At 37.6% G+C, this 24,725-nt stretch carries 23 protein-coding genes; 3 read left to right on the top strand and 20 right to left on the bottom strand.

Features of this window, described 5'->3' with window-relative positions; translation table 11 throughout:
- Window positions 1–154 precede the first annotated feature (154 nt).
- The 16 genes from ACSYSF_RS02835 to ACSYSF_RS02760 all read right to left on the bottom strand — a co-directional run bounded on the left by ACSYSF_RS02835 (window position 155) and on the right by ACSYSF_RS02760 (window position 18,647).
- On the bottom strand, window positions 155–3,526 hold the full coding sequence (locus ACSYSF_RS02835) for a DNA polymerase III subunit alpha (protein WP_489868216.1): 3,372 nt from the start codon (window positions 3,524–3,526) through the stop codon (window positions 155–157).
- Window positions 3,527–3,643: 117 nt separating this feature from the next.
- Window positions 3,644–3,832 (bottom strand): YjzD family protein, encoded by a 189-nt coding sequence (locus tag ACSYSF_RS02830; RefSeq protein WP_489868215.1) that lies wholly within the window; start codon window positions 3,830–3,832, stop codon window positions 3,644–3,646.
- Between the two features lie 100 nt (window positions 3,833–3,932).
- Entirely contained in the window at window positions 3,933–4,430 is a 498-nt protein-coding gene (locus ACSYSF_RS02825; protein WP_489868214.1) for a dihydrofolate reductase, read from the bottom strand.
- Entirely contained in the window at window positions 4,431–6,341 is a 1,911-nt protein-coding gene (locus ACSYSF_RS02820; protein WP_489868213.1) for an ABC-F family ATP-binding cassette domain-containing protein, read from the bottom strand. It abuts the gene before it with no gap.
- A gap of 6 nt (window positions 6,342–6,347) precedes the next feature.
- Window positions 6,348–7,571 carry a CCA tRNA nucleotidyltransferase gene (locus tag ACSYSF_RS02815; RefSeq protein ID WP_489868212.1) on the bottom strand — a complete coding sequence of 408 codons (1,224 nt, stop codon included), beginning with the start codon at window positions 7,569–7,571 and terminating at the stop codon, window positions 6,348–6,350.
- An 84-nt stretch (window positions 7,572–7,655) separates the two neighbouring features.
- The gene (locus tag ACSYSF_RS02810; RefSeq protein WP_489868211.1) at window positions 7,656–8,486 is read right to left on the bottom strand and encodes an MYG1 family protein; all 831 of its coding nucleotides are present in this window, start codon (window positions 8,484–8,486) and stop codon (window positions 7,656–7,658) included.
- 115 nt (window positions 8,487–8,601) lie between these two features.
- Window positions 8,602–10,422 carry a glutamine--fructose-6-phosphate transaminase (isomerizing) gene (gene glmS, locus ACSYSF_RS02805; protein ID WP_489868210.1) on the bottom strand — a complete coding sequence of 607 codons (1,821 nt, stop codon included), beginning with the start codon at window positions 10,420–10,422 and terminating at the stop codon, window positions 8,602–8,604.
- 525 nt (window positions 10,423–10,947) lie between these two features.
- Window positions 10,948–12,132, bottom strand: coding sequence for an ammonium transporter (locus ACSYSF_RS02800; protein WP_489868209.1), 1,185 nt, complete (start codon window positions 12,130–12,132; stop codon window positions 10,948–10,950).
- Between the two features lie 189 nt (window positions 12,133–12,321).
- Complete coding sequence (locus tag ACSYSF_RS02795) at window positions 12,322–13,434, bottom strand: LCP family protein (RefSeq protein ID WP_489868208.1); 1,113 nt, start codon at window positions 13,432–13,434, stop codon at window positions 12,322–12,324.
- A 172-nt stretch (window positions 13,435–13,606) separates the two neighbouring features.
- A complete protein-coding gene (locus ACSYSF_RS02790) occupies window positions 13,607–14,158 on the bottom strand; it encodes a DapH/DapD/GlmU-related protein (RefSeq protein ID WP_489868207.1) in 552 nt (183 codons plus the stop codon).
- 158 nt (window positions 14,159–14,316) lie between these two features.
- Complete coding sequence (gene frr, locus ACSYSF_RS02785; protein WP_489868206.1) at window positions 14,317–14,874, bottom strand: ribosome recycling factor; 558 nt, start codon at window positions 14,872–14,874, stop codon at window positions 14,317–14,319.
- A gap of 4 nt (window positions 14,875–14,878) precedes the next feature.
- Complete coding sequence (gene pyrH / locus ACSYSF_RS02780; protein ID WP_489868205.1) at window positions 14,879–15,601, bottom strand: UMP kinase; 723 nt, start codon at window positions 15,599–15,601, stop codon at window positions 14,879–14,881.
- A 20-nt stretch (window positions 15,602–15,621) separates the two neighbouring features.
- Window positions 15,622–16,503 (bottom strand): translation elongation factor Ts, encoded by an 882-nt coding sequence (tsf, locus tag ACSYSF_RS02775; RefSeq protein WP_489868204.1) that lies wholly within the window; start codon window positions 16,501–16,503, stop codon window positions 15,622–15,624.
- A 175-nt stretch (window positions 16,504–16,678) separates the two neighbouring features.
- A complete protein-coding gene (rpsB, locus tag ACSYSF_RS02770) occupies window positions 16,679–17,455 on the bottom strand; it encodes a 30S ribosomal protein S2 (RefSeq protein WP_489868203.1) in 777 nt (258 codons plus the stop codon).
- Between the two features lie 156 nt (window positions 17,456–17,611).
- On the bottom strand, window positions 17,612–17,890 hold the full coding sequence (locus ACSYSF_RS02765; protein WP_489868202.1) for a GIY-YIG nuclease family protein: 279 nt from the start codon (window positions 17,888–17,890) through the stop codon (window positions 17,612–17,614).
- Window positions 17,883–18,647: a tRNA1(Val) (adenine(37)-N6)-methyltransferase gene (locus ACSYSF_RS02760; RefSeq protein WP_489868201.1), complete on the bottom strand. Its 765-nt coding sequence runs from the start codon at window positions 18,645–18,647 to the stop codon at window positions 17,883–17,885. The genes ACSYSF_RS02765 and ACSYSF_RS02760 overlap by 8 nt, the downstream gene beginning before the upstream one ends.
- 91 nt (window positions 18,648–18,738) lie before the next feature.
- On the opposite strand from ACSYSF_RS02760, the gene ACSYSF_RS02755 reads away from it, so the two are divergent.
- On the top strand, window positions 18,739–19,380 hold the full coding sequence (locus tag ACSYSF_RS02755; protein WP_489868200.1) for a lysophospholipid acyltransferase family protein: 642 nt from the start codon (window positions 18,739–18,741) through the stop codon (window positions 19,378–19,380).
- A 130-nt stretch (window positions 19,381–19,510) separates the two neighbouring features.
- Here ACSYSF_RS02755 and ACSYSF_RS02750 read toward each other — a convergent pair whose 3' ends face one another.
- Both ACSYSF_RS02750 and ACSYSF_RS02745 read right to left on the bottom strand, forming a co-directional pair.
- Window positions 19,511–19,753, bottom strand: coding sequence for a YneF family protein (locus ACSYSF_RS02750; protein ID WP_489868199.1), 243 nt, complete (start codon window positions 19,751–19,753; stop codon window positions 19,511–19,513).
- 73 nt (window positions 19,754–19,826) lie between these two features.
- Entirely contained in the window at window positions 19,827–20,081 is a 255-nt protein-coding gene (locus ACSYSF_RS02745; RefSeq protein ID WP_489868198.1) for a DUF896 domain-containing protein, read from the bottom strand.
- A gap of 142 nt (window positions 20,082–20,223) precedes the next feature.
- Between ACSYSF_RS02745 and lexA the strand changes: the two genes are divergently transcribed.
- Window positions 20,224–20,823, top strand: a complete 600-nt coding sequence (gene lexA / locus ACSYSF_RS02740) for a transcriptional repressor LexA (protein WP_489868197.1) — start codon at window positions 20,224–20,226, stop codon at window positions 20,821–20,823.
- Window positions 20,824–20,863: 40 nt separating this feature from the next.
- Here the strand turns inward: lexA and ACSYSF_RS02735 are convergent, their stop codons facing one another.
- On the bottom strand, window positions 20,864–21,481 hold the full coding sequence (locus ACSYSF_RS02735; RefSeq protein ID WP_489868196.1) for a sugar O-acetyltransferase: 618 nt from the start codon (window positions 21,479–21,481) through the stop codon (window positions 20,864–20,866).
- Between the two features lie 153 nt (window positions 21,482–21,634).
- On the opposite strand from ACSYSF_RS02735, the gene ACSYSF_RS02730 reads away from it, so the two are divergent.
- Window positions 21,635–22,684, top strand: coding sequence for an acyltransferase (locus ACSYSF_RS02730; RefSeq protein ID WP_489868195.1), 1,050 nt, complete (start codon window positions 21,635–21,637; stop codon window positions 22,682–22,684).
- Between the two features lie 58 nt (window positions 22,685–22,742).
- Here the strand turns inward: ACSYSF_RS02730 and ACSYSF_RS02725 are convergent, their stop codons facing one another.
- Window positions 22,743–24,725, bottom strand: a complete 1,983-nt coding sequence (locus ACSYSF_RS02725) for a sulfatase-like hydrolase/transferase (RefSeq protein ID WP_489868194.1) — start codon at window positions 24,723–24,725, stop codon at window positions 22,743–22,745.

The following is a 24,725-nucleotide window of genomic DNA, read 5'->3' as shown; positions in this document are numbered from 1 at the left end:
AATCATCCTCTATTTTTAGATTCACGCCGATTGGGATTACAACCCGCAGCACTGCATCTTTGTCTACCAATCTGAATAGTTAATCTATTCTAACGCATTTAATTGGTGTTTGTATTGCATTTTGTTCATTTATTTCATAATTCCTTAATTTTTATTAAGAATTGCGTTTAAAAATGGCATTATTTTCGCCTAAAACCGCTTGAACAGCCTGAATAGTCTCTTGATCATCAGCTAACCAATAGTTTTCATTTAACACCATTTTACGGTCATTACGCTCAAAAACCATCAATACTGGATTCACCCCATGATGTTTTTTGAATACATCTTGTAATGTCGTTAAGACACCAGCATCTTCAGCTGCCGTCATAATACGTAAATACCACTGACCAGTGGCAACGACTTTTTTGTCTTGCAATTGTTGCTGACTATTTAATAAATTATCACCATCAACAATATTATTAGCAATCATTTGTAGATTATCCCGGCCACGTTGCTGTTCAACCTTACCTGTAATTAACAAAACTTTTTCGTTCACTAATAAACGATTAATCTTTTTGAATAAGTTTGGGAAAATCGTTATCGATAGATTTCCTGTTAAATCAATACCATCCACAAAGGCCATTGGATCACCTTTTTTGGTACGAATTTGTTTAACATTCTGAATGTAAATAACGATTGATACATTATTCATACCGACTGTTAAATTCGCAATATCAATCCGCTTATTAGCTGGAACAGCTGCTAAATATGGTTCAATTGGATGACCACTTAAGTACACCCCTAAAACATCATATTCATAGGCCAACTTTTCCGTCAACGGGAATTCCTCAACTTCACGCATCTTAGGCGTTAGCGTTGCAAATAATGAAATTGATTCACCTGCTAACCCACTGGCATCAATATAACCTTGCATGGATGCTAATAATGTTTTGCGGTTATAACCAAAATCATCCAAAGCACCCGCATAAATTAACGGTTCAATTTGCGCCACTTTACGATACTTACTAGGTAACCGTACGATAAAATCACTTAAATCTTTAAAATAGCCATTTTCTTGACGTTGTTGCAAAATGGCTTCGCGGAAATCACGACGTAAACCACGAATTGAGGCTAACCCCATTTGTAACTCGCCCTTTTTATTCGTACTGTAACCTTGCCATGACTGATTAATATTAGGACGTAAAATAACGACTTTGCGCATTTTTGCCTCAGAAATATAACGACCAATCTTTTTACGATCAGCAATGGCATCATTTAAGACCGCTTTATAAAAGGCAGCTGGAAAATGGGCTTTAATGTAAGCCAATTGGAAAGCTAATTTAGAATAGGCCACCGCGTGTGATCGATTAAATCCATACTGAGCAAATGTCTCAATATAACTAAAGACTTCTTGAGCCACTTTTTCATCATGATTTAATGCTACGGCGCCATCAATGAATTGCGATTTCATCGCTGCAATTTTAGTATGGTCTTTTTTAGACATCGCGCGCCGTAACAAATCGGCTTCGCCCAACGTGAAACCAGCAAACTTTTCAGCAACACGCATAACCTGCTCTTGGTACACAATAATCCCGTAAGTTGGTGCTAAAATAGCGGCCATACTCTGATCAGGAACGTCTTGTGTTTCTTCATGATGTTTACGGGCCACGAAGTGCGAAATATTTTGCATGGGACCTGGTCTAAACAATGCATTGGCGGCCACAATATCTTCAAAACTGTCTGGCCGCAATTGCCGTAGGATATTTTTCATCCCCCCGGATTCAAATTGGAAAACTCCATTAGTTAAACCATTCTGGAATAATTTAAGCGTTTGTGGATCATCTAATGAAACTGACGAAATTTTAAAATTAGCGTATTCGGGTATTTTCTGAATTTCATTAATGGCAATATCTAAAATATTTAAATTAGATAGCGCCAAGAAATCCATTTTTAACAAGCCAAGCGCTTCTACAGGTCCCTTGGGAAGTTGCGTAACCAACCGGCCATCATCTCCCAATTGAACTGGCATATGTTTAACTAGTGGCTCTGCAGACAACACAACCCCAGCTGCGTGCAAAGAGGCATTACGTGGTAAGCCTTCCAGCTTTAACGCCGTTTGATAAAGTAGCTCACCATCAACTGGTAAATCTAACAACGCATTTCTAAACGGTAACGATGACTCGTAAGCTGCTTTTAAATTTTCCTTGTCACGTGGTAAGGCTTTTGCTAATCCGTCAATTTGACTAGGATTTAAACCAAAGACTCGCGCGACATCACGAATAACTGCACGTTGCGCCATCGTTGAAAATGTAATAATTTGGGCAACCCGTTCATGCCCATAACGTTCATGCAAATAAGTTAAAATTTCTTCACGTCGATTATCGGGAATATCAATATCGATATCAGGCATTTGGCGACGTTCTGGGTTCAAAAAACGCTCAAATAGCAAGTCATAGGCAATCGGATCAACATCCGTAATCCATAAAGTATAAGCAACTAAAGAACCTGCAGCTGAACCACGACCAGGTCCGGTACGGATTTCATGCTTGTGCGCATAATTTAAGACATCCCAAACAATTAAGAAATAATCCGCAAACCCTAATTCATTGATAATTCGTAATTCTTCTTTTAAGCGTGCTTCATACGGTGCCGGATCAATATCGAGATTATGCAGACGATTGTTTAAACCTGTATTGGCCAAATCGGCTAAATAATCGGCTGACGATTGTTGCTGTGGCGTTTCAAATTCAGGCACCGTTACAGCTGATTGTTCTAATTCAAAATCACTATGATCAGCAATCCAATCAGTATTGGCCACGGCATCACTTAAACCAACACTTTCATAGTCATAGGTCCAATCATCTAATCCTTTCAAATACGCCGTAGCGGGTTGCCTTTTTGCCAAACCAACATTTGAAATAATGTCACCTTGACCAATTTTTTGAATAACTTGCGCAGCAAATTGATCAGAACTATTCGCATAATTAACGCTATCATTAGCGATAATTCGTGTTCCGGTTTGTTGGGCAATGCTTCTGATATCCTGTTGAATTTGACTAGTCATCATCGTCGATACACCCAAAAAGACCTTGTCTGTATCCACCACCGTTAGTAATTTTTCAACTAATGCAACGGCACAATCAGGTTCAGTTCCTAAAACAACCGATAACTCACCAACACTAGGTAAAATCACATATAACCCCGCTAAATTAGCTTGTAAATCACTTAAAGTAACCCGCTCGCTTTGCGTATTAATCATACTACTGATTGCCAATAAGTTGTGATATCCCGTCTGATTAGCAACGAGTAATACAAGCGGATATTCTTGCGTACTTTGCAACCCAACAATATTAACGGTTAATCCTAATATCGGTTTAATATTGGCTTTTTTGGCGGCTTGATAAAAATCATACATGCCATATAAAACGTTTTGATCAGTTAATGCAACAGCACGATAGCCCTTTTTTTGTGCCGTTTTTATTAATTGTTGAGGGGTCATTGGGCTCCGCAACAAACTAAAAGCTGTCATGGTTTGTAGTGGTACCATCATAGCCTCCTTTTCGATGCAACTGATGCATATAGTTCTCTTAATTTAATTATAGCTACTCCAAATAAAAAAGACCACTGCTTACCAGTGATCTCATTTTTGACTTTAGAACATATTTTACTTATCTGCATGTGGTGCAGCTGATTTAGAAATAGCAGCAAAGGCTACCGTTCCAATAATACCAATAACAGCTGCAAACAAAGAAGTTGCTGTGGCGTTATATGTGGCACTTTCTAGCGCACTACCAATGTAACCAAGAACTTCACCTAAAATAAATGTCCAAAAAAACGTTACAATATACTTCATATTCATACACCTCTTAGCACGTTTGCCAAAATGTTTTTACAAGGTTATTTTACGCTCATCTGTTGTGTTTGTCACAGGTTAATTAATTCACAATCTTAAATTAACGACGATTGTACTTAACTAACTGCCAAGCATAGTCATTATTTTCATCAGCTCCACCAGCATCCAGAATTTCACCCTGCCAAATAGTCGTATCCACTGGCGCCATTTTAACATCCCCCGTAAAATCCGTATCTAAGTACGTGACATACAAGGTATCTGCAATTGGTAGAAAACTATCATAAATGGTCTTACCACCAATGACTTGTAATTTAACGCCAGCTTCATCAGCTAATTGCTCAGCTTCGGCAACTGAGTACACTTTTTGAAAACCATCAGGTACCACCAAAGATTGATCATGCGTTAACACGACATTAAACCGATGAGGTAATGGACGGCCATTGAAACTATTCATTGTATTACGACCCATCAAGGCCATTTCATGAATCGTTGCTTGCTTAAAAAAGTGTAAATCCGCTTTTTGATGCCAAGGAATTTGTCCATTTAAAGCAATCGTGCCATCTTGAGTTTGGGCCCAAATTAAATTTTTCTCAGCCATTTAGGCACCACCTTCCACTCGTTCAGCTAACTCTTCCCAACGCAGCATTTTATTTTCAAGTGCTTCATTAGTTTCATCTAATGACTTTTGTAAATCGGCCAATTTAGTAAAATCATCACCTTGAACCGTCATTTCCTCTTCAATTTCATTAAACTTAGCTTCTAAATCAGCCATGTCATCTTCAATGGTCTCCCATTCTTTTTGTTCTGACCAAGTTAACTTTTTCTTTTTAGGTTTAGCAGTTTTCGGAGTTGGTGTTTCTGCCTTTGCCGGTGCCACCGCTTCGTTAGTATCATTTTTATTTAATGTTGGTGCACCATAATTGTCTAGATAATCACTAAAGCGACCATTGTAATTATCAACGGTTCCTTGACCCTTAAATATCCAAAGTTTATCGGCCACCTTATCCAAAAAATACCGGTCGTGGGATACAGTAATAACAGTTCCGACAAATGATTGTAAGTAATCTTCAAGCACCGTTAATGTACCAATATCTAAGTCATTAGTTGGCTCATCCAAAAGTAGAACATTCGGTTGTTGAATTAATAATTTCAACAAATATAAACGACGCTTTTCACCACCTGATAATTGACGAATCAATGTGCCGTGCATAAATGGTGGGAATAAGAATTGCTCCAACAACTCAGCTGCTGAAATATGATTACCGTCATTATCAACGACCTCTTCAGCAACATCAGTCAAATAGGCAAGCACTCGTTTATCTTCAGGGATTGGTTCCGTTATTTGCGTATAGTAAGCCATCTTAACGGTTTCACCAATTTCAACGACACCACTGTCCAACGCTTGTTGACCAGCAATAACATTTAATAAGGTTGACTTTCCCGAGCCATTTGGACCGGTAATTCCGATTCGTTCATTTCCTTGAACTAAGGCATTGAAATTATCCAAAATGGTTAAATCATCAAAAGCTAACGAAGCATCTTTAATATTGATGACTTTTTTACCCAAACGTTTTTGCCGCAAGTTAACCGTTACTTCACCTTCAACCTGACGCGTTCCTTGTTGTGCTGCCAAATCAGCAAAGGCATTTTCACGTGCTTTTTGCTTAGTTGAACGTGCTTTAGCACCTGCATGCATCCAAGCTAATTCTTTTTTGTATAATTGGGCTGATTTATGCTCAGCAACTTCTTCAGCAGCTACACGTTCCGCTTTGGCCGTCACATACTTTTCATAATTACCGTGGTATTCATATAATTTACCAAATGATAACTCAAAAATTCGATTGGTTACATTATCTAAGAAGTACCGATCATGAGTTACGGTCATCACAGCACCCTTATAGCTAGCTAAGTATTTTTCTAGCCACGCAATTGAATCAAAGTCCAAGTGATTAGTTGGCTCATCCAACAACAATAAATCAGGTGCTTGAATTAAGACTTGTGCTAACCCAACACGTTTACGTTGCCCACCAGATAATGCTGAAACTGGTAAGTCTAAATTAGGCAAATGAAGTTGTGACAAGATATTCTTAACTTCGGACTCGGCTAACCAAGCATCTTGTTGTGTCATTTGTTGTTCTAATTTCGTATAACGTGATAATGCTTTTTCATCAGTTGGATGTTCTGAATATGCGGCTAAAGCAGCTTGATAGTCACGAATCAACTGAAATACTGGCTGAGCACCACTAAATATCGCATCCATAACTTTTTTATTTTCATCTAATGGTGGATCTTGTTGCAAATATCCAATCGTATAATCGTTAGGGGTTTCAATTTTTCCACCATCTGCAGGTACAATTTGTGAAACCGCATTAAGCAAGGTTGTTTTACCGGTTCCATTAACTCCCACAATTCCTACTCGATCACCAGTCTCAATTAGAAACGATACCTGATCAAGTAGCGTTTTTTCACCATAAACACTATGCAGATCAACTGCCCTTAATTGTTTCATTGTAATCTATTTCTTCTCTTTCTCTGCCTCTACATAGGCATTAGCTGCATTCAGCAACGTTTCCTTGTCATTCGTCAATTCACCCGTCACAACTTGTTGTTCTAGCGCTGCCAAAATTTTACCAAATAAGGGTCCGGGTGCTAAATGCAATTGCTTTACCAATTCACCACCATTAATTGCCAATTCTTTTTTATCTTTAATTGGTAATTTTTGATAGCGTTCAGCTAGCACATCTATATCAGCATGTAATTCACTCAATTTAATAGTTGCCAAAGTATTATCAATGGCTGTTTTAGTCTGATAAAGTTCCCAATCAGTAACATCTTTAGCTCGTAACTGATTCATCAAAGCAATCCCAGCGTGTGCAACTTGAATCATTTCATTCGGTTGTTTCCAAGCTTTCAAAAACTTCGTTGTCATATCAGGATTTAATCCTAATTCAAAAGCTAACAACGTCCATGCTTGATTAGCATCAGCTGGTTGTGCGTGTTGTAATAATTGTGCAAGCGCTGCTAAATCTCGTTCTGTGTTGGTTAACATTGGCATGTAATTATTTAACTTACTCTTGATGAGTTCAACTAAGCCATAACTTGCAGCTGGTCCTTGCAACAACTTCGTGAACTCCACATTAACTCGTTCAACTGCAATATTGGCTAATAAACTAGCGTTATCCGCAATGGCAGTCATCGTCTCATCGGCAATTGTAAAATTCAATTGTGCTGCAAAGCGTACTGCTCGCATCATACGAAGTGCATCTTCATGAAAACGTTCTTCAGGCTTACCCACGGCACGCAAGACTTTGTTATCCATGTCGTCAATACCACCAAATAAATCAATGATTTCACCAGACTTATTCAAAGCTAAAGCATTCACGGTAAAGTCACGACGTTTTAAATCTTCTGCTAACGACCGCACAAAAGTCACCTCATCAGGTCGGCGAAAATCGGTATATGTTGATTCAGTTCTAAAAGTTGTCGTTTCATAACCGGTACCATGATCCAAAATCATCACGGTGCCATGTTCAATACCGGTATCAACTGTATGCTTGAAAATATGTTTAATTTCTTCAGGATAAGCTGACGTTGCAATATCAACATCATGAATTGGCTTATTCAATAACGTATCACGTACAGATCCACCAACAAAATAGGCTTCGTAACCAGCAGCTTCGATGGTTTCCAAAATTGGTAATGCATCTTTAAATTCTGTTGGCATTGTATCAATTTTCATATTAGCCTCCTCGATTTTTACTAGTATTAGTATACCAGACCTAACCCGCAACTAAACGCTACTTTGTAATTTAATAAGTATTCATTAAGCAAATTCACCGTTAATTAGGCCCTGGGCTAATGCAATAGCGTGTTCTTGTGTATCCACAACCCCCATAAAACCAGTTCGATGAATAAATGTAATCCATGGCTTATCAATTTGTGGAATTGATTGCTTGACAGCAAAACTACCATGACTCACCGGTACACCCTGAATCATCCAATTACCATCTTTTCTAGGCATGACAATAAATCGTAATTTATCAAATTGTTCAGCATAGTCTTTCCATGGACCTGAAACAGGTAATAACAAGATTTCATCAGAAATAAAGACAGCATTTTCAATCACTTGTTTTTCAGCAATTAATTTAGCAACAGTCTTATGCACGCGATTCTCTAAGACACCTTTGGCAAAAGCAACAGCTTGATAAAAACTAGTTGTCTCATTCTCTTCATCATAAAAATCATTAATTGCATCCGGAATCGTAAAAGCTGGGCTTTGATAAGTCGTCACGCCATTGTCTAAGGCATCAATGCCAATAATAAAGCTCTTCTCAACTTGCTCTTGCGTCTGGGTTATCAAATTATCAGCAATACTTGGTTCAACCACTTTCAAATATTCAGCACCAAATTTTTGCCAAACCAAACCAAAAGCAGCCATTGGTACCCCATTTTCATGTTGGCGACTATCTTCGATGCCATGATGGTCAAAGGCACCACCCCCAACATCATATACAAAATTTTTCTGATCACTTGTAATGGTTTCATCACGTGTTCGGACAAGCGTTAAATCTGGGTATAATTGTTGCAAAACAACAGTTGCAAAGACGTCATCTGCATGAAATTTTCCATTATGTGTCACTAGTTGTTGAAACATTTTATTATGCCTCCAGTTATCTATGGTTTCTTGTTATCTATTCTACACGTATATGCTGATTAAAAAAAACGTTGACTTGAAATCAAATCAACGTTCTTATTTAACCTATCAATTTTTATTGCACAGTCACTGACTTTGCTAAGTTACGTGGGTGATCCACATCCAAGGCACGACCCAATGATGTATAGTATGCCAACAATTGGGCTGGTACAACACTAACTAGTGGTGTCAACAACTCATTAATATCTGGCAAAATAACGTCATCACCTGGCTTAGCTCCTGCCTTAGTAACAATCGTAAACGTCTTAGCACCACGAGCTTGCGTTTCAGCTAAGTTACCACGTACCAAGCCAGCTAACTTTGGTTGCGTCATCACAGCAATAACAGGTGTGTTTTCTTCAATCAAAGCTAACGTACCATGCTTTAATTCACCGGCTGCAAAACCTTCAGTTTGCAAGTATGATACTTCCTTTAACTTCAAAGCATCCTCAATCACAACGGCTGAGTCAACCCCACGACCAATATAAAAGGCATGGTGTGCAGGTACCAACATGTCATCAGCTACACGTTGGAACTTCTCTTTATCGTCAATTAAACCTTGAATGGTTACGGCAATCTTTGAAAGTTCTTGTTCCAAATCAACGTCTAATTGCTCACGATCAGCCAAAGCATAAGCCAAAATGGCTTCCAAAGCAATTTGGGCAATATAAGCCTTAGTTGAAGCAACTGCAATTTCGGGTCCGGCAATCAATGGCAAAGCATATGTCGCTTCACGCCATAGTGTTGACTTTTCAACATTTGTTAACGTTAATGACTTATAACCTAATTCATTAATATTCTGCAAAACCTCACGAGAATCAGCTGTTTCACCTGATTGTGACAAGAAAATAAAGAATGGCTTTTCTGACAACAATGGTTGATCATATGCAAATTCTGATGAAATATGCACTTCAGTTGGAATACCAGCCCAACGTTCAAACATACGAGCACCAACTAAACCAGCATGGTATGATGTTCCAGCAGCCACAATGTACAAACGATCAGCCGCCTTCATATCCTTGATAATTCCTTCACCAATTTGGGGGGCATCATTTTGTGGCAAGTAACGTGAAATTAAATTACGCAAGACAATTGGTTGCTCATCAATTTCTTTTAACATATAGAATGGGTACGTACCTTTGTCAGTTTCAGTCGCATCAATATCAAGATGGAACACATCACGGGTAATCTTGTCACCATTGGCATCAAACAATTGAATGTTATCAGGATCAACGATTGCAATTTCACCATCATGTAATTCAATAAAGTCATGCGTTTGGTCTAACATAGCAACGGCATCAGATGTGACCACATTAAAGTCAGTCCCAACACCAATCAATAATGGTGACTTTTGCTTAGCAACGTACATACGCTCAGGTTCTTCACGATCCATTAGCAAAAAGCCATAGGCTGAATTACTATCCATTAATGAAATTAACTTTTTAAGTGCCTCAACGGTTGAAGCACCTTCTTTAACAAACTTATCAATCATTTGCACAGCCACTTCAGTATCCGTGTCTGATTCAAAATGTACATCTGATAGATAAGTTTGCTTTAATTCAGCATAATTTTCAATGACCCCATTGTGAACCAAGTAAAAACGGCCATCACTTGACTTGTGGGGGTGTGCATTAGCCACTGATGGTACCCCATGAGTAGCCCAACGGGTATGCGCAATTCCAGCGGTTCCTTTAACATCCTTTGATGAAACTAATTTTGCTAGTTCTGAAACACGACCGTTTTCTTTAACTAGTTGATCTGTACCGGTAGCTTCATCAGAAACGTACAACCCAGCTGAGTCATAACCACGATATTCTAATTTTTGTAATCCCTTCAACAAAATAGGTGCTGATTGATAATTATTACTACCTGTAAATCCAACAATTCCGCAAAACATGGCTTTCTCCTTAGCAACTTAAATTAAACTATACGCTTAATGGTATAGCACTACTTTCAATTTTTTAATTTTTGATTTTTAATATTACAAAGACCATTATCACGCGCCAATGATTATGGGTCAATAACTTTTAAACAATTAAAAGTTATTTTGGTATAAATTGGTATAGATTAAATTTGGGCATTAAAAAATAATGAGAAAACAAAAAAGCTAGCACACTTTTACATGTACTAGCTCTAAACTATTAAAAGCCAATAACTAATGATGTTAAACACCCTTAGTCAATTTGGTAATCATCGCTTAATTAGTGAGTCTTAGAATGCTCACTAACATTGTGGTGGCGCACTTTGTCCATGTTCTTATATGCACGAACAGCGCGATCAACTTTTTTATTCAATACATTCATCCCGAACATTAAATGGCCCCCTTTATAAAATTTATTCATAATGTAAAGATTATCTTTACATTACTGTAATATTTGTCCGTTGCATTATACTAACGCACTTACCTTAAATTGTCAATAAATTATATGTTAACTTCACCATGTAAGTCATAATCCAAGCCTTTATCTTCAACCACTTCATCAACACGTAATGGTGTCACGAGATTAATGACCTTGGCAATAATGTATGTCATAACGGCTGCTAAGATAATTGTGACGATTATGGCACTAATCTGAGTTCCCATCAAATTCCAGCTGACTGATTCACCAGCTAATGACTTTGAAGCAAACAATCCAGTTAGAAGACCACCAATAACACCACCAACACCGTGTAGACCAAATGCATCTAACGTATCATCATAACCGAGGCGATTCTTCATAACAGTTGTGGCAAAGTAAGCACCGATAGCAACCAAAATTCCCATTGCCATGGCACCAGCTGGTTGAACAAAACCAGCTCCTGGGGTAATAACAACTAATCCAGCAACACCACCTGACATAGCACCTGAAACACGAACGCGTTTGAATAGCAACATATCGATAATGACCCAAGTCAACATGGCAAATGCGGCTGCAATACTTGTATTACTAAAGGCCACAATTGCAACACCGTCAGCAGCAAGTGCTGAACCAGCGTTAAAGCCATACCAACCGAACCACAACAAACCACCACCAACAACTGTGGCAACTAAGTTTGTTTCATTGAGCAAGTTTGTCTTACGACGTTTACCAATTAGCAATGCTAAGACCAGACCTGAAACACCAGATGAAATGTGAACAACATCCCCACCAGCAAAGTCCAATGCACCGTGGTCAGCAATGATACCACCACCCCAAACCATGTGAGCTAGTGGTACGTATACTAATAGCATCCAACCAACTAAGAACAAAATAAATGCTTTAAAGTTCATACGACCAACAACTGATCCAGCAATAATTGCCATGGTAATCATAGGGAACATTCCCTGGAACAATGCAAACAAGCCATCTGGAATTGTTAATCCTCGTGTACTCTTAGTCATTGATACATCATGCAAAAAAGCCGCATCTAAATTACCATAAATCGGTCCAGAACCACTAAATGCTAATGAATAGCCTACTGTGAACCAGACAACACCACCAACTGCTATCGCAATCATAACCATCGCTAAAGTATTAACCGTTGTTTTTGTTTGTGACAATCCACCGTAAAATAATGCCAACCCTGGCACCATTAACCAGACCAATCCTGCACTAATTAAAATCCACGCTATATCTGCACCATTCATGATTTGTACCTGCTCTTTCTCAAATAACTTAACATCAGTATAAGCACTTCTTGCTAATCTGACACAAATCACGTTAGAAATCCTAACATCTAATGGTATAGACACATCTTTGTTCGTCTTTTAATAAAAGGCCGAAACCATCTACAAAGACGGTTTCGGCCTAATTATAATACGCTTTAATTTTATAAATTAATTTGTTGGTACACCAACTGAATTAATTGTTGCTGATGATACATTACCACCATACAATGGGCCAGCTTGTGCTTTCTTCAAGTCCAATGACTTACGCAAAACATCCGTTGCTCGTTGTTGTTCATCGCTTGATACAACTTCAGTTGATCCTGATGACAAACTATAGCTATCACCTTGAATATGATCATTCTTAACATTACTTGCAGATGACGCATACTTACGAACCATGGTAAGAATATCACCGTATGACAAATCAGTTTGCATTGAAGAAGAAATTGAATTTAAGAATCCTGAATCCACTAGCTTAGTTGGATTATCTTTTGCAGCATCAATAATTCCTTGCAATACCAAACGTTGGCGGGTTTGACGTCCATAATCACCTTGTGGATCATCATAACGCATACGAGAAAAAGCCAAGGCAGCCTTACCTGTCATAGTTGAATGTGTTTTACCATTATGTGAATAGGTGCTTGAACCTTTGGTAAAGCTATACAAATTACCGCCAGTAGCATGAGCTGTATCTGGATTGAAATCAAAAGTCAAAGGTGATTTAACTTGAATACCACCTACTTTGTTAACAACCTTCTCCATACCACCCATATTAACCAATGCATAGAAATCAATTGGCACATTCAACCACTTTTGAACCGTCTTAATCGTTGATTCTGCTGAACCATATGAATAAGCTGCATTAATCTTTTGTGGGAACGTATCCTCATGCCCAACAATTGATACCAAAGTATCACGTGGAATTGACATAATTGTGGTCTTATCCTTCTTAGGGTTAATCGTCACTAGCATAATTGAATCAGTTCGTCCCTTATAATGACGGTTCAATTCACCCGTGTCAGTTCCCAATAACAAAATTGAAACTGGCTTGCCTGACTTGATAACGCCCGAAACATCACGAGACTTTTTCATTGTTGGTGCCACATATGACTTATCAATGGCTCCTTTGGTTTGCATATAAGCGTAACCAAACAAACCAACAACTGCCAAAATGATTAATAACACTAAGATCAAAATCGTATTACGCACTTTATGCGATTTCTTTTTACCTTTTTTCTTATCACCACGATTTGATCGTGATAGTTGTTGCTCGTCATCCATGAGCTTTTCCTCCCTAATATAACATTATCATATTTAGCTAAACAATGTTACATAGCCCCTATGATAATTAATACCTAAATAATATTATACACAAATAATTTAAGAATTAGTCGCTAAATTTATTAAGAAATGAAAAAGGACTCATTTAAATTGTTTATTTTATTTTTAATCATCATGCTAGATTAATTGGCCGAATAACTTTTGCTGGTACACCTGCAACAACCATGTTGGCAGGAACATCCTTTGTCACAACAGCGCCAGCACCAACAATGGCATTTTCACCAACCGTCACACCAGGTAAAACAGTGGCGCCAGCACCTATCCATGCACCTTTTTTAATCCGTACTGATTTTAAAATCAAATTTTGCCGTTTTTCAGGTGTTTCACCATGATTCATTGACAATAACATTACCCGTGGACCGAGTAAGACATCATCTTCTAGATAAATACCTCCCAAATCCATAAAACTACAATCACGATTAATAAAGACATTTTTACCGATAAAAGTGTGTGCACCATAATCTACTTGAAATGGCGGATTTAGTCTAACCCCTTCTGGTAAAGTATACCCAATAATATTTTCAAACGCTTTTACTTGCTCAGCCGTTGTTGCTGCTTGATTCAATTGCAACAATTTTCCTGTCGTTTGCACAACATGTTCATGAACTTGCTTTTGAACTTGATCTGTAAAGTTTACTTCCCCAGCATTGATAAATTGCTTCAAGTCTATTTCTGCGATGTTAATACGCTCCCTTATCTTAGTACTTACCTTTATTTTAATCGTTCAATCATAGTAAGTCTAATACGGACATTTTGAGTTTTGACCATAATAAAAGGAGCTAAGCAATACATTACCTAGCTCCTTTTATAGGATTAGTCAACTTAAATTGTTAACAATTCTTTTTCTTTTTCAGCAGCAATTGCATCAACGTTCTTGATAGCATCATCAGTTGCCTTTTGAATGTCATCTTCCACTTGATGAGCTTCGTCTTCAGACAAATCATTGTCTTTCAATGCTTTCTTAGCGTCATCCATTGCATCACGACGAACGTTACGAACAGCAACTTTAGCTTTTTCAGATTCACCCTTAACCTCTTTTGCAAGAGACTTACGTGATTCCTCAGTCAAAGCTGGAATTACCAAACGAATAACTGAACCGTCATTCGCTGGTGTTAGTCCCAAATCTGAAGCAAAAATAGCTTGCTCAATATTCTTTAGAGCTGACTTATCAAATGGCGTGATTAACAATACACGTGCTTCTGGCACCGTAACTGATGCTAATTGATTTAATGGTGTGTCTGCGCCATAGTATTCTACCGTAACATTACGAAGAATTGATGGGTTAGCAACACCGGCACGAATATTACCTAATTCACGTTGCAATGCTTCGCTAGCTTTGCTCATACGTGTCTTTGCTGATTCAACTATTTCATTGGCCATAAACTTAATCTACCTCCACGGTTGTTCCAATATTCTCACCCAAAGCAACACGCTTGATGTTACCCTTTGTGTTCATATTAAAGATTACCAAATTGATATCATTATCCATTGATAGCGTTGAAGCGGTTGAATCCATAACCTTCAAGCCTTTATCAATAATGTCTTTATGCGTTAACTTTTCAAACATTGTTGCATCTGGATTCTTGCGAGGATCATCGCTGTATACACCATCAACACCATTTTTAGCCATCAAAATAGCTTCAGCATTGATTTCTGCTGCACGCAAAGCAGCAGTTGTATCTGTTGAGAAGTATGGTGAACCTGTACCTGCACCGAAGATTACAACACGACCCTTTTCTAAGTGACGTACTGCCTTACGACGTACATATGGTTCAGCAACTTGACGCATTTCAATAGCAGTTTGTACGCGTGTTGGAACATCGTGTGATTCAAGTGCATCTTGCAATGCTAATGCATTCATGGTGGTACCTAACATACCAACATAATCAGCTTGTGCACGTTCCATTCCTAACTTCGCACCAGCCTCACCACGCCATAAATTACCACCGCCAACAACGATTGCAATTTCAACACCTAGTTCATAAACTTCTTTGATTTCCGCTGCAATATTGTTAACAGTTTCTGGATCAATACCATAACCACGTTCACCGGATAATGCTTCACCTGATAACTTTAACAATACTCGTTTGTACTTTACATCTGCCATTATTTAATCGCCTCAGTCTCTTATTCACCCATTTGTGCTGCAACTTCAGCAGCAAAATCATTTTCAGCCTTTTCGATTCCTTCACCAACCTCGTAACGAACAAATGAAACAACCTTGCTATCCTTGCTTGCAACATACTTAGCAACAGTTTCCTTACCGTCACCCTTAACAAATGGTTGATCAACCAATGCAATGTCAGCCAAGAACTTGTGCAAACGTCCTTCAACCATCTTTTCCTTGATGTTATCAGGCTTACCAGCCAAGTCATCTGACTTCAATTGAACTGCCTTTTCGTGATCCAAAACTTCAGCTGGTACTTCTTCAGCTGAAACGTACTTAGGTGCAATAGCAGCAACGTGCATTGCAATATCCTTAGCAACTGTCTCATCAGAACCATCCATCAAAACAAGTGATGAAATACGGCCACCCATGTGTGAGTATGTTCCAAATACTTGTCCAGCTGCCTTTTCAACAACTTCAAAACGACGTAGTGTAATCTTCTCACCAGTGATTTGAGTTGTGTGAACAATCTTATCGTTCAAAGTTTCATCTTCAGAAACCTTCAATGCCAAAGCTTCTTCAACGTTTGCTGGTGCGTACTCTACAATTGCGTTTGCAACAGCGTGTAGCAATTCGTTAAATTCTGCGTTACCTGCAACGAAATCAGTTTGTGAGTTCAATTCGATGATTGCAGCTTTGTTGTCCTTTGAAACAACGTAAGTCATTCCTTCTGCAGCAACAGCGTCAGCCTTCTTAGCAGCCTTTGCCATCCCCTTTTCACGCAAAGCATCGATAGCCTTGTCCATATCACCTTCAGTTTGAACCAATGCCTTCTTGGCATCCATCATACCAACACCGGTTTTTTCACGTAATTCTTTAACTTGTGAAGCACTAATAGCCATTTTTATGGTCTCCTTGTATATACTAAATCTTATCTCAACCAGTATACACGAAAATTAAGGTATTTTCTATATATATAGTTAGATATCTAATACTATTTTACATGAGTTTTACTCATAGCGCAAAAAAAGCTTACGTCATGTTGACGTAAGCTTTTTAAAGTCTTGTGCGTAAGAATTAGTTCTTCTTACCTTCAACAAGATCAGTCAATTCTTCGATTGATGCTGGCTTGTCACCGTCAGCGGCAAAATCAGCTTCATCAACAGAATCTTCACCTTGGTTACCTTCAATGATAGCGTCTGCAATCTTTGAAGTAATCAAACGTACGGCACGGATAGCATCATCGTTTGATGGAATCTTAATGTCGATTTGATCAGGATCAGCATTTGTGTCGACCATAGCTACGATAGGAATGTTCAACTTGTGTGCTTCTTGCACTGCTAATTGTTCCTTGTGAGGATCAACGATGAACATCAAATCAGGAATCTTAGGCATATCTGCGATACCACCCAAGAACTTGTCCAACTTCTCACGTTGCTTGATTAGCAATGAAACTTCCTTCTTTGGCAAACGCTCGAAAGTACCATCTTCTTCCATTGCACGCAATTCCTTTAGACGAGCAATACGAGCTTGGATAGTCTTCCAGTTAGTCAAAGTTCCACCCAACCAACGGTGGTTGATGTAGAACATGTTTGCACGAGTTGCTTCTTCAGCAATTGAGTCTTGTGCTTGCTTCTTAGTACCAACGAACAATACCGTTGCACCATCAGCGGCTGCATCACGAACATAGTTATATGCTTGATCAACCAACTTAACTGTCTTTTGCAAATCGATAATGTAAATGCCGTTACGTTCCGTAAAGATGTAATCTGCCATCTTTGGGTTCCAGCGACGAGTTTGGTGTCCGAAGTGTACACCAGCTTCAAGTAATTGCTTCATTGAGATTACTGACATGAGTATCTGCCTCCAAATGTTTTTTCCACCTAGTCTCGCATGTAGCCTGGCGACCCGTTTAACTGGGGCACCCGTCAAACTATTGAGTACTAGTGAGTATTTTTGGTGTAAAACCAATTACTAACTATACGCATTAATCATACAAAAGTCAATAAATTAATCCATAAATTCTGTGACATGATGGGCTTTTAAAAATTTTTCTTTTTGTGGACGCGTTAATTGTTTAAACATTGCTTCAGCATGTAATGCATCATGCTTGGTCGCAAAGGCTTCTGCGTATAATAATTTTAGGGGATGCCGTTTTGCAGGTCGTGTGAACTTTGCTCCTTTCCCTGCTTCATGAGTTGCCAAGCGCCGACCAACATCGTCTGTAAAACCACAGTACAGCATATTATCAGCCGTTAATAACACATACATATAATAAGGTTTAGTCATGTTGATGACGTCCTTCATAAATCGACCAGACAGCATCAGTATAACTATCATCCGCATTATGGGTAATAATTGGCGGCATAATTTGCGCTCCTGTTAACTTACCATCTTTAATTGCATCGATTAACAAAACATTAGCTGGTTCATTTTCCTTAGGATAAACAAATTGAATTCTTTTGGGCACCATATGATTTTTCTGCAAGGTTGCTAGAATTTCAAATAAGCGATCTGGTCGGTGAACCATAAAAAAATGGGCTTTATTTTTCAATAATTTTTTTGCTGTATACACGACTAAATCTAAATCAGCCATAATTTCATGACGAGCAATGGCGTAATGTTCATTTTCATGAATATTTGTTTGGTCATTATCAATTGTAAAATACGGTGGATTAGAAACGACCATATCTGCTGAACCAGGCCGAATATCATTAAAGATATCTCGCATATCAACATTCATGATATTAATCTTATCAGTTAAATCATTCATCATCACTGATCGCTTAGCCATATCAGCAAGCCGCTCCTGAATTTCAACGCCAACAATTTTACCACTTACCTTATGGGCCATAAACAACGCCACAGCACCATTTCCGGTTCCTAAATCAACCGTTAACCCACGACCACCCTTACGTGGTTTCGCAAAATTTGCCAACAAGACCGCATCTAACGAAAATGAAAAGACACTTTTACTTTGAATAATATGTACATCATCGTTATATAACATATCAATGCGTTCATCAGGTAATAACTCAATATTCATAATATTTTAACTCCTTATTTCATCATAGTTTGCCAAAAACGCCATTTTTGTGGGATAATAAGGCGTTAATATTAGGGAGGATGAACAAAACATGTTCTATTCATTCATGCGGTATGTTGCTGCTGGGATTGTCTGGTTGATTAACGGCCGTTATAAAATACTCGGCAAAGAAAAACTACCAGAAGGTAATTATATTTTAGTTGGGCCACATCGTACGTGGTGGGAACCAATCTTCTTTGCATTAGCAGGTTGGCCTCATAAATTTAGCTTTATGGCTAAAAAAGAGCTCTTCAAGAATCCTATTTTACGCTGGATTCTTAATCATTCCAATGCTTTTGCGGTTGATCGTGAACATCCAGGTCCTTCAGCCATTAAGATACCAGTTAGAAATCTTAAAAAATCTGACTTAAGTTTGATTATGTTTCCTTCTGGTAGCCGTCATTCTGAGGAAATGAAGGGTGGCGCATTGATGATTGCAAAACTATCAGGTGCCCCATTAGTACCGATTGTTTATCAAGGACCGGTTAAATTTTCAAACTTATTGAAACACCAAAAAATCACAATGGCTTTCGGTGATCCAATTTACGTCGACAAACGTACAAAACTAAATGAAGAATCGACTGCCGAATTTGGTGATACACTTGAAAATGCTTTTGACCAGTTAGATAAAGAAATCAATCCAGATTGGGTCTACGTTGACCCTAAGCCTAAGCAAAAACAAATCGAAAAATAATCGTGGCATTTATTGCTACCTACTAAGGTAAAATCGTTTATTGAATGGTTTTACCTTTTTTATATATCTACATATTAAAAAACAATAAAAAAAAGTTGAGCTGTTACCAACTCAACCTCTTTCAAGCAACTTACTTCTTCTTCTTTGAAGATGATGCTTGTGCTTGATTTTTCATTTGTGCCATCATTTGGTTTAAGCGCTTTTGAGAAGGCTTTTGTCCCATAGATGTCATCATTGATTTCATCATTTCTTCTGAAATTGGTGGGTTATTCTTAATGTACGTCTCCATTGAGCGACGTGCAATAAAGAAACCCGCAACAGCACCAAGTACGGCTGCAAGAACGACGATTAAAATCCAGATTGTTGTACTCATCTTATTTACTCCAAAAATATATTCAAGTACTATTATAGCGAATTATATGCTGTTTGACTAGATACAAAAAGTATTAATTATCGCGAAGTCCTTTATCACGTTGGATTTTTTTAACCTTTTCAGGTGTTACTTCATTACCATCTTCATCATAAACTTGAAGCATTTCGACTTGTGAGCGAAATGACTTTCTAAAGTTATCCAAAAATTCAGCACGTAAATCAGCTCGCTCGGCAATTTCGTCTTTCGTTAATCCTTCATCAGTTTTAGCTTTAGCAGCCAGTTCGTTAATTCGTGTACGAACGGCCATCATGTGATCTGTTTCAGGCATATTTATTCACCTCTTTTTTGAATTTATTCTTACTATTCTAACATAATTTAGTATCTTCTCTATAGAATAATGACTTAAATATCACCAGTTTATGCTTATTTAGCGTAAAATAATGATTAAGCATATAAAGGAGAATCTGGTCATGCCTAATAAATCAACTAAACAATTAGATATTTTAAAATTTATTTATGACAAGCAACAATTAAGTGGCTATCCCCCTACTGTTCGTGAAATTGGGGATGGCGTTGGTTTAGCTTCTTCTTCTACTGTCCATGGTCATTTAACAAGACTACAAAATAAAGGGTTTATTGAACGTAAAGCAGAAAAGACTCGTGCCATTACAGTAACCAATGCTGGTATTATGGCATTAAAAGAAGCATCAGTTCTAACAAATAGCCAAACAACAGTACCAGCAATTACTGTGCCAAAAGACATTTTAAGTTCACTGGACGACCATGTGTTTATCCTACAGCATCATACCGATACAATGATTAACATTGGCATTCTTAATCTTGATTACTTGTTTATTAACAATCAAATAACGATTAAGGATGGCGATATCGTCGCTGTGCGCTTAGATAAAGACAACACTGGTCAAATGCAAACGAATGTTTATCGATATTTTACTGAAGGCAATCAAGTTAGATTGCAACCAGAAAACGATAATTTAAAACCAATTATTACGTCAAATGTACACATTCTTGGTCGTGTGAAAGGTGTGTATCGTAACGCTGTTAACTAAAATGAGTGATGCTACTAAAAAAGCATCACTCATTTTTATATTAGTCAGCACGATGATCATAATAATCTTTTTCTTGCTGTTCCCAATTTACTTTATCGTCTTCAGTAATTTCACGCATGACCCGAGCTGGATTACCAACAGCCACTGTATTGGCGGGAATATCTTTTACCACAACAGCCCCACCACCGATAACCGCGTTATCTCCAATTGTTACACCTGGACCAACAAACACATTAGCCCCAATCCAAACGTTATTGCCAATTGTAATTGGTTTACCAAACTCTAATCCACGTACACGGACACCTGCATCAATTGGATGACCGGCCGTAATTAAACTAACTCGCGGTCCAATCATAACATTATTACCAATGTGAACTTCACAAGTATCTAAAATCGTTAAACCAGTATTCCCATAAAACGTATCACCAATATGTATATGTTTACCATAATCAATATAAAGATCGGGTTCAATGTAGCTATTTTTACCAATCGATCCCATCATATCCTCTAACAATTCTTGCACTTGATTCTCATCTTCATGTGCAACTTGATTATATAAAGCCATACGACGTTTCCCCGCTTTACGCGCAGCCATTAAATCCGTGTCATCAGATTTATACAAGCTACCTGATAACATGATTTCTCGTTCTGTTTTCATTAGATTATCCCCCATCTTATAAGCAATATGGTTAAGTATATCATAATTATTTAACGGGCATAATTGTTAAGATTACAATTAGATGATAACATTTAATAGTGTTTTGTAAGTAAACGCGGATACATATTCAAGAACCGAGGCAAACTATTTTTAATGACTAAACAACGTTATCTTTGGGTTGATATCGCAAAATTTATGGCAATTTTCTTTGTTATTTTAAATCATGTTAATGAAAAATTTAACCTTAACCAACCCTATCCACATAATTCTGCAATTTTATTTGAATTACTTGGCCGACTAGGTGTGCCATTATTCTTAATTATTTCCGGTTATTTAATGCTTAATCGTAATTATACAGATGATGGAAAGTTACATAAATTTGTCCACCATAACATGTTGCCGATGATATCATCAGCAATTCTCTGGACAGTTATTTTATCGTTTTATACATATTTTATGGCACCTAATGCGACCTGGAAATCATTATTCAAAAACTTATTTTTCCAAAATCCACCAATGCCACAAATGTGGTACATTCAATTATTACCAATCGTTTATGTGCTAATTCCGATTTTATCTTTAGGCAAGAACTATTTTAAAAATTACATCGCAGCAATTTTTTCTATCGGAGCAGTATTGCTAGGCTTTGGCTCTTTAGGGGCTAGTTTTACTGGTAATCGCTTTGTACCGTTCCAATGGAACATGAGCGGATCATGGGGATTAGTTTTCATTATGTTAGCATTCTTCGTGTTTGGAAGCTTTTTAAATGAATTAGTTCATAATAAAAAAACTTTTATCTTATTGATTTGTACCACCTTCGTCGCATTAGCTTTATTTGTGATAAATACCAAACAATTAACACCAGCCGGTATACTAGCTAACATTTGGTATACACAAGCATGGGTATTCATTCCTGGTGCTCTCCTCACACTACTACTACAATATTTAATAACTAAATTTGAACTGCGGTTTACTGTTTCAACAAAGGTACGCCATTTCTTAGCAACAATTAGTCAATTAACATTCGGCGTATATATCATTCACTACGTTGTTTTACATTTGCTTTTGGAATCAAATCTATTCGATAGCGAATCTTCAAGCATTCTATTAGTAACTATGACAACATTAATCATTTCATTGATTGTCGTGTGGTTATTTGTCAAAATTCCAAAGTTCCCGAAATTTGTCTTTCTTACAAAATAGTTAATATATAAAAAGCCCACCTCGGTAATTGAGGTGGGCTTTTGCTATGCTATAGCAATTATTTTTTATCAGTGAAACTATTATCTAAGTAATGGTCACCAGCAGTAATATCATACTGAACTAACATAAATTCATGTAGTAACTTCTTCTGCTTTGGTGTCAAATCTTTCGTATTCAACTTATGACCTTGTGCATCAATAAATGTATCACGCGTGTAATTAGCAAGCGCTGGTAATTCATCGACAAACTTAGTTTGCAAAGCAAAGAATGGCGTTAATTTACTATTAGTAGCCTTCAAAGCCAATGCAGGGAAATCACTTGGTGATGCATATGGACGCTCATCATGTTGCAAAGTACTCTTGTTCATCTTACGAGCAGCCGCATTTTGATAAATAAAGTAATCCGTTTCATGACTAGTTTGCATTTGTTTATTTTGATCCACAAATGTAAAGACAACTGGCCAGTGATCACCATAAAAGACCATCGTAATTGGTCGCTTAATGTTTTCTACCTTATCAATCAGTTGCTTAGTTGCTAAATCGGTTTGACGTACACCAGTAATATACGTCTCAATTTGATCCTTGGTGGCATCAGAAACAGCTGGTTCTTTCATCTTATATGGACTATTAGGATATTCCTTGGCTGAGTACGGCAAATGATTCTGCATCGTCATTAATTGCAAGAACTGTGAATCTTCACTCTTAGTACTATCAATTTTCTTAAGTAAGAACTTGTAAGCATTTTTATCAGCCGGATATTCAGCACGTGAAGATAACTTACCTGTGTACTTCTTAGGATACTTATACGTCAAACCATCAGTTGTATAGAACTTCTGAATTCCCATGTCTTTATAAGCATCACGCCGGTTATAAAACATTCCAGCATATGGATGTAAAACTTCTTTCTGGTCAAACAAACTTGGCAAAATTGGATTTTTATGTGCAAATGGCACAACCTGCGTATAAGGTACGGCCATTTCAGGTGCAAAAGTTGCCAATGGCAATCCAGCAATCGTCATATACTCAATATTTGCGGTTCCACCACCGTGTCCAGATGATAGCATTTTACCTGAAATCAAAGCCTTATCTTTAATTTCATTAATATTTTGATAGACATCAGGACCCTTGTACTCCAAGTTTGGAACATCGTCTGGATTTGTCAACGACTCACTTAAAATTGAAATAACTGTCTGCCCTTTAAGATTATCTTTTCTAGTCTTATTTAAATCATCTGCATATTTTGTATATTTATGTTGAATCCGATGCATTTCTTTAGCAGAATAACCATCAGGTTCACGCATGATAACACTGGAAATATTAGACACAAAGGTCATTATTGGCCCATTAACCATGGCATCATCAACACCAATTTTATTTTGCCACTGATAACCAAAATGATTTAAGATCGCACGATTTTGATCAGCATTAACCACAAATGGTGTTGCTAACATCAAAAAAGTTCCCACTAGAATAACTAAACGACTACCAGCTTGCTTAAACATCATACCCCGGACAGTTTCAGCAAATTTACCTGCTTTACGACGTCGAATGTATAATTCCAAAGCTACTGCAAAAATCAACAAGAAAACAATGCCAATAACGGCTGCAATCAGCAAATCTTTATCAACCATTTTTGTTAGGCCACTTACGGCCGTCACTTCAGACAAATCACTAAAAATAATTGGTTCGTTTCTTGTTTTCATCTTCATATATTCAGCTACAATTGCAACAATCGCAATAAGTGAATAAACAGAGATACCAATAAACAGATGGTTAATTAATACCACAATAAAAATGAACAGAATCAAACAAGCTAATATTGAATAAAGTACCTGTGACCGGCCCATATATTGAAAAACAAAATCTAAGGCAACCGGTACATCAGTTGATTGATAATTCAAGCGTCCCCATACTTGAAAGTGCATTGCAAACTGTAAACAAAAAACGGTCACAATGCTCAATACTAATCCAATAACCAATAATTTCATCCAACTATTAAAGGAAGGGCCCATAAACTTAGATTTATTAAAAATTCTCTTCAT

It is taken from the genome of Weissella sp. ESL1139, from assembly GCF_058506735.1.
The sequence above is the reverse complement of the archived record's forward strand: the minus strand, read 5'-3'. Positions and strand labels throughout refer to the sequence as shown.

Bases quoted from the DNA above. Each gene is read 5' to 3' on its own strand.
- ACSYSF_RS02835 (WP_489868216.1), bottom strand. From the start codon at position 3,526: ATGGTACCACTACAAACCATGACAGCTTTTAGTTTGTTGCGGAGCCCA.
- ACSYSF_RS02830 (WP_489868215.1), bottom strand. From the start codon at position 3,832: ATGAAGTATATTGTAACGTTTTTTTGGACATTTATTTTAGGTGAAGTT.
- ACSYSF_RS02825 (WP_489868214.1), bottom strand. From the start codon at position 4,430: ATGGCTGAGAAAAATTTAATTTGGGCCCAAACTCAAGATGGCACGATT.
- ACSYSF_RS02820 (WP_489868213.1), bottom strand. From the start codon at position 6,341: ATGAAACAATTAAGGGCAGTTGATCTGCATAGTGTTTATGGTGAAAAA.
- ACSYSF_RS02815 (WP_489868212.1), bottom strand. From the start codon at position 7,571: ATGAAAATTGATACAATGCCAACAGAATTTAAAGATGCATTACCAATT.
- ACSYSF_RS02810 (WP_489868211.1), bottom strand. From the start codon at position 8,486: ATGTTTCAACAACTAGTGACACATAATGGAAAATTTCATGCAGATGAC.
- glmS (WP_489868210.1), bottom strand. From the start codon at position 10,422: ATGTTTTGCGGAATTGTTGGATTTACAGGTAGTAATAATTATCAATCA.
- ACSYSF_RS02800 (WP_489868209.1), bottom strand. From the start codon at position 12,132: ATGAATGGTGCAGATATAGCGTGGATTTTAATTAGTGCAGGATTGGTC.
- ACSYSF_RS02795 (WP_489868208.1), bottom strand. From the start codon at position 13,434: ATGGATGACGAGCAACAACTATCACGATCAAATCGTGGTGATAAGAAA.
- frr (WP_489868206.1), bottom strand. From the start codon at position 14,874: ATGGCCAATGAAATAGTTGAATCAGCAAAGACACGTATGAGCAAAGCT.
- pyrH (WP_489868205.1), bottom strand. From the start codon at position 15,601: ATGGCAGATGTAAAGTACAAACGAGTATTGTTAAAGTTATCAGGTGAA.
- tsf (WP_489868204.1), bottom strand. From the start codon at position 16,503: ATGGCTATTAGTGCTTCACAAGTTAAAGAATTACGTGAAAAAACCGGT.
- rpsB (WP_489868203.1), bottom strand. From the start codon at position 17,455: ATGTCAGTAATCTCAATGAAGCAATTACTTGAAGCTGGTGTACACTTC.
- ACSYSF_RS02765 (WP_489868202.1), bottom strand. From the start codon at position 17,890: ATGACTAAACCTTATTATATGTATGTGTTATTAACGGCTGATAATATG.
- ACSYSF_RS02760 (WP_489868201.1), bottom strand. From the start codon at position 18,647: ATGAATATTGAGTTATTACCTGATGAACGCATTGATATGTTATATAAC.
- ACSYSF_RS02755 (WP_489868200.1), top strand. From the start codon at position 18,739: ATGTTCTATTCATTCATGCGGTATGTTGCTGCTGGGATTGTCTGGTTG.
- ACSYSF_RS02750 (WP_489868199.1), bottom strand. From the start codon at position 19,753: ATGAGTACAACAATCTGGATTTTAATCGTCGTTCTTGCAGCCGTACTT.
- ACSYSF_RS02745 (WP_489868198.1), bottom strand. From the start codon at position 20,081: ATGCCTGAAACAGATCACATGATGGCCGTTCGTACACGAATTAACGAA.
- lexA (WP_489868197.1), top strand. From the start codon at position 20,224: ATGCCTAATAAATCAACTAAACAATTAGATATTTTAAAATTTATTTAT.
- ACSYSF_RS02735 (WP_489868196.1), bottom strand. From the start codon at position 21,481: ATGAAAACAGAACGAGAAATCATGTTATCAGGTAGCTTGTATAAATCT.
- ACSYSF_RS02730 (WP_489868195.1), top strand. From the start codon at position 21,635: ATGACTAAACAACGTTATCTTTGGGTTGATATCGCAAAATTTATGGCA.
- ACSYSF_RS02725 (WP_489868194.1), bottom strand. From the start codon at position 24,725: ATGAAGAGAATTTTTAATAAATCTAAGTTTATGGGCCCTTCCTTTAAT.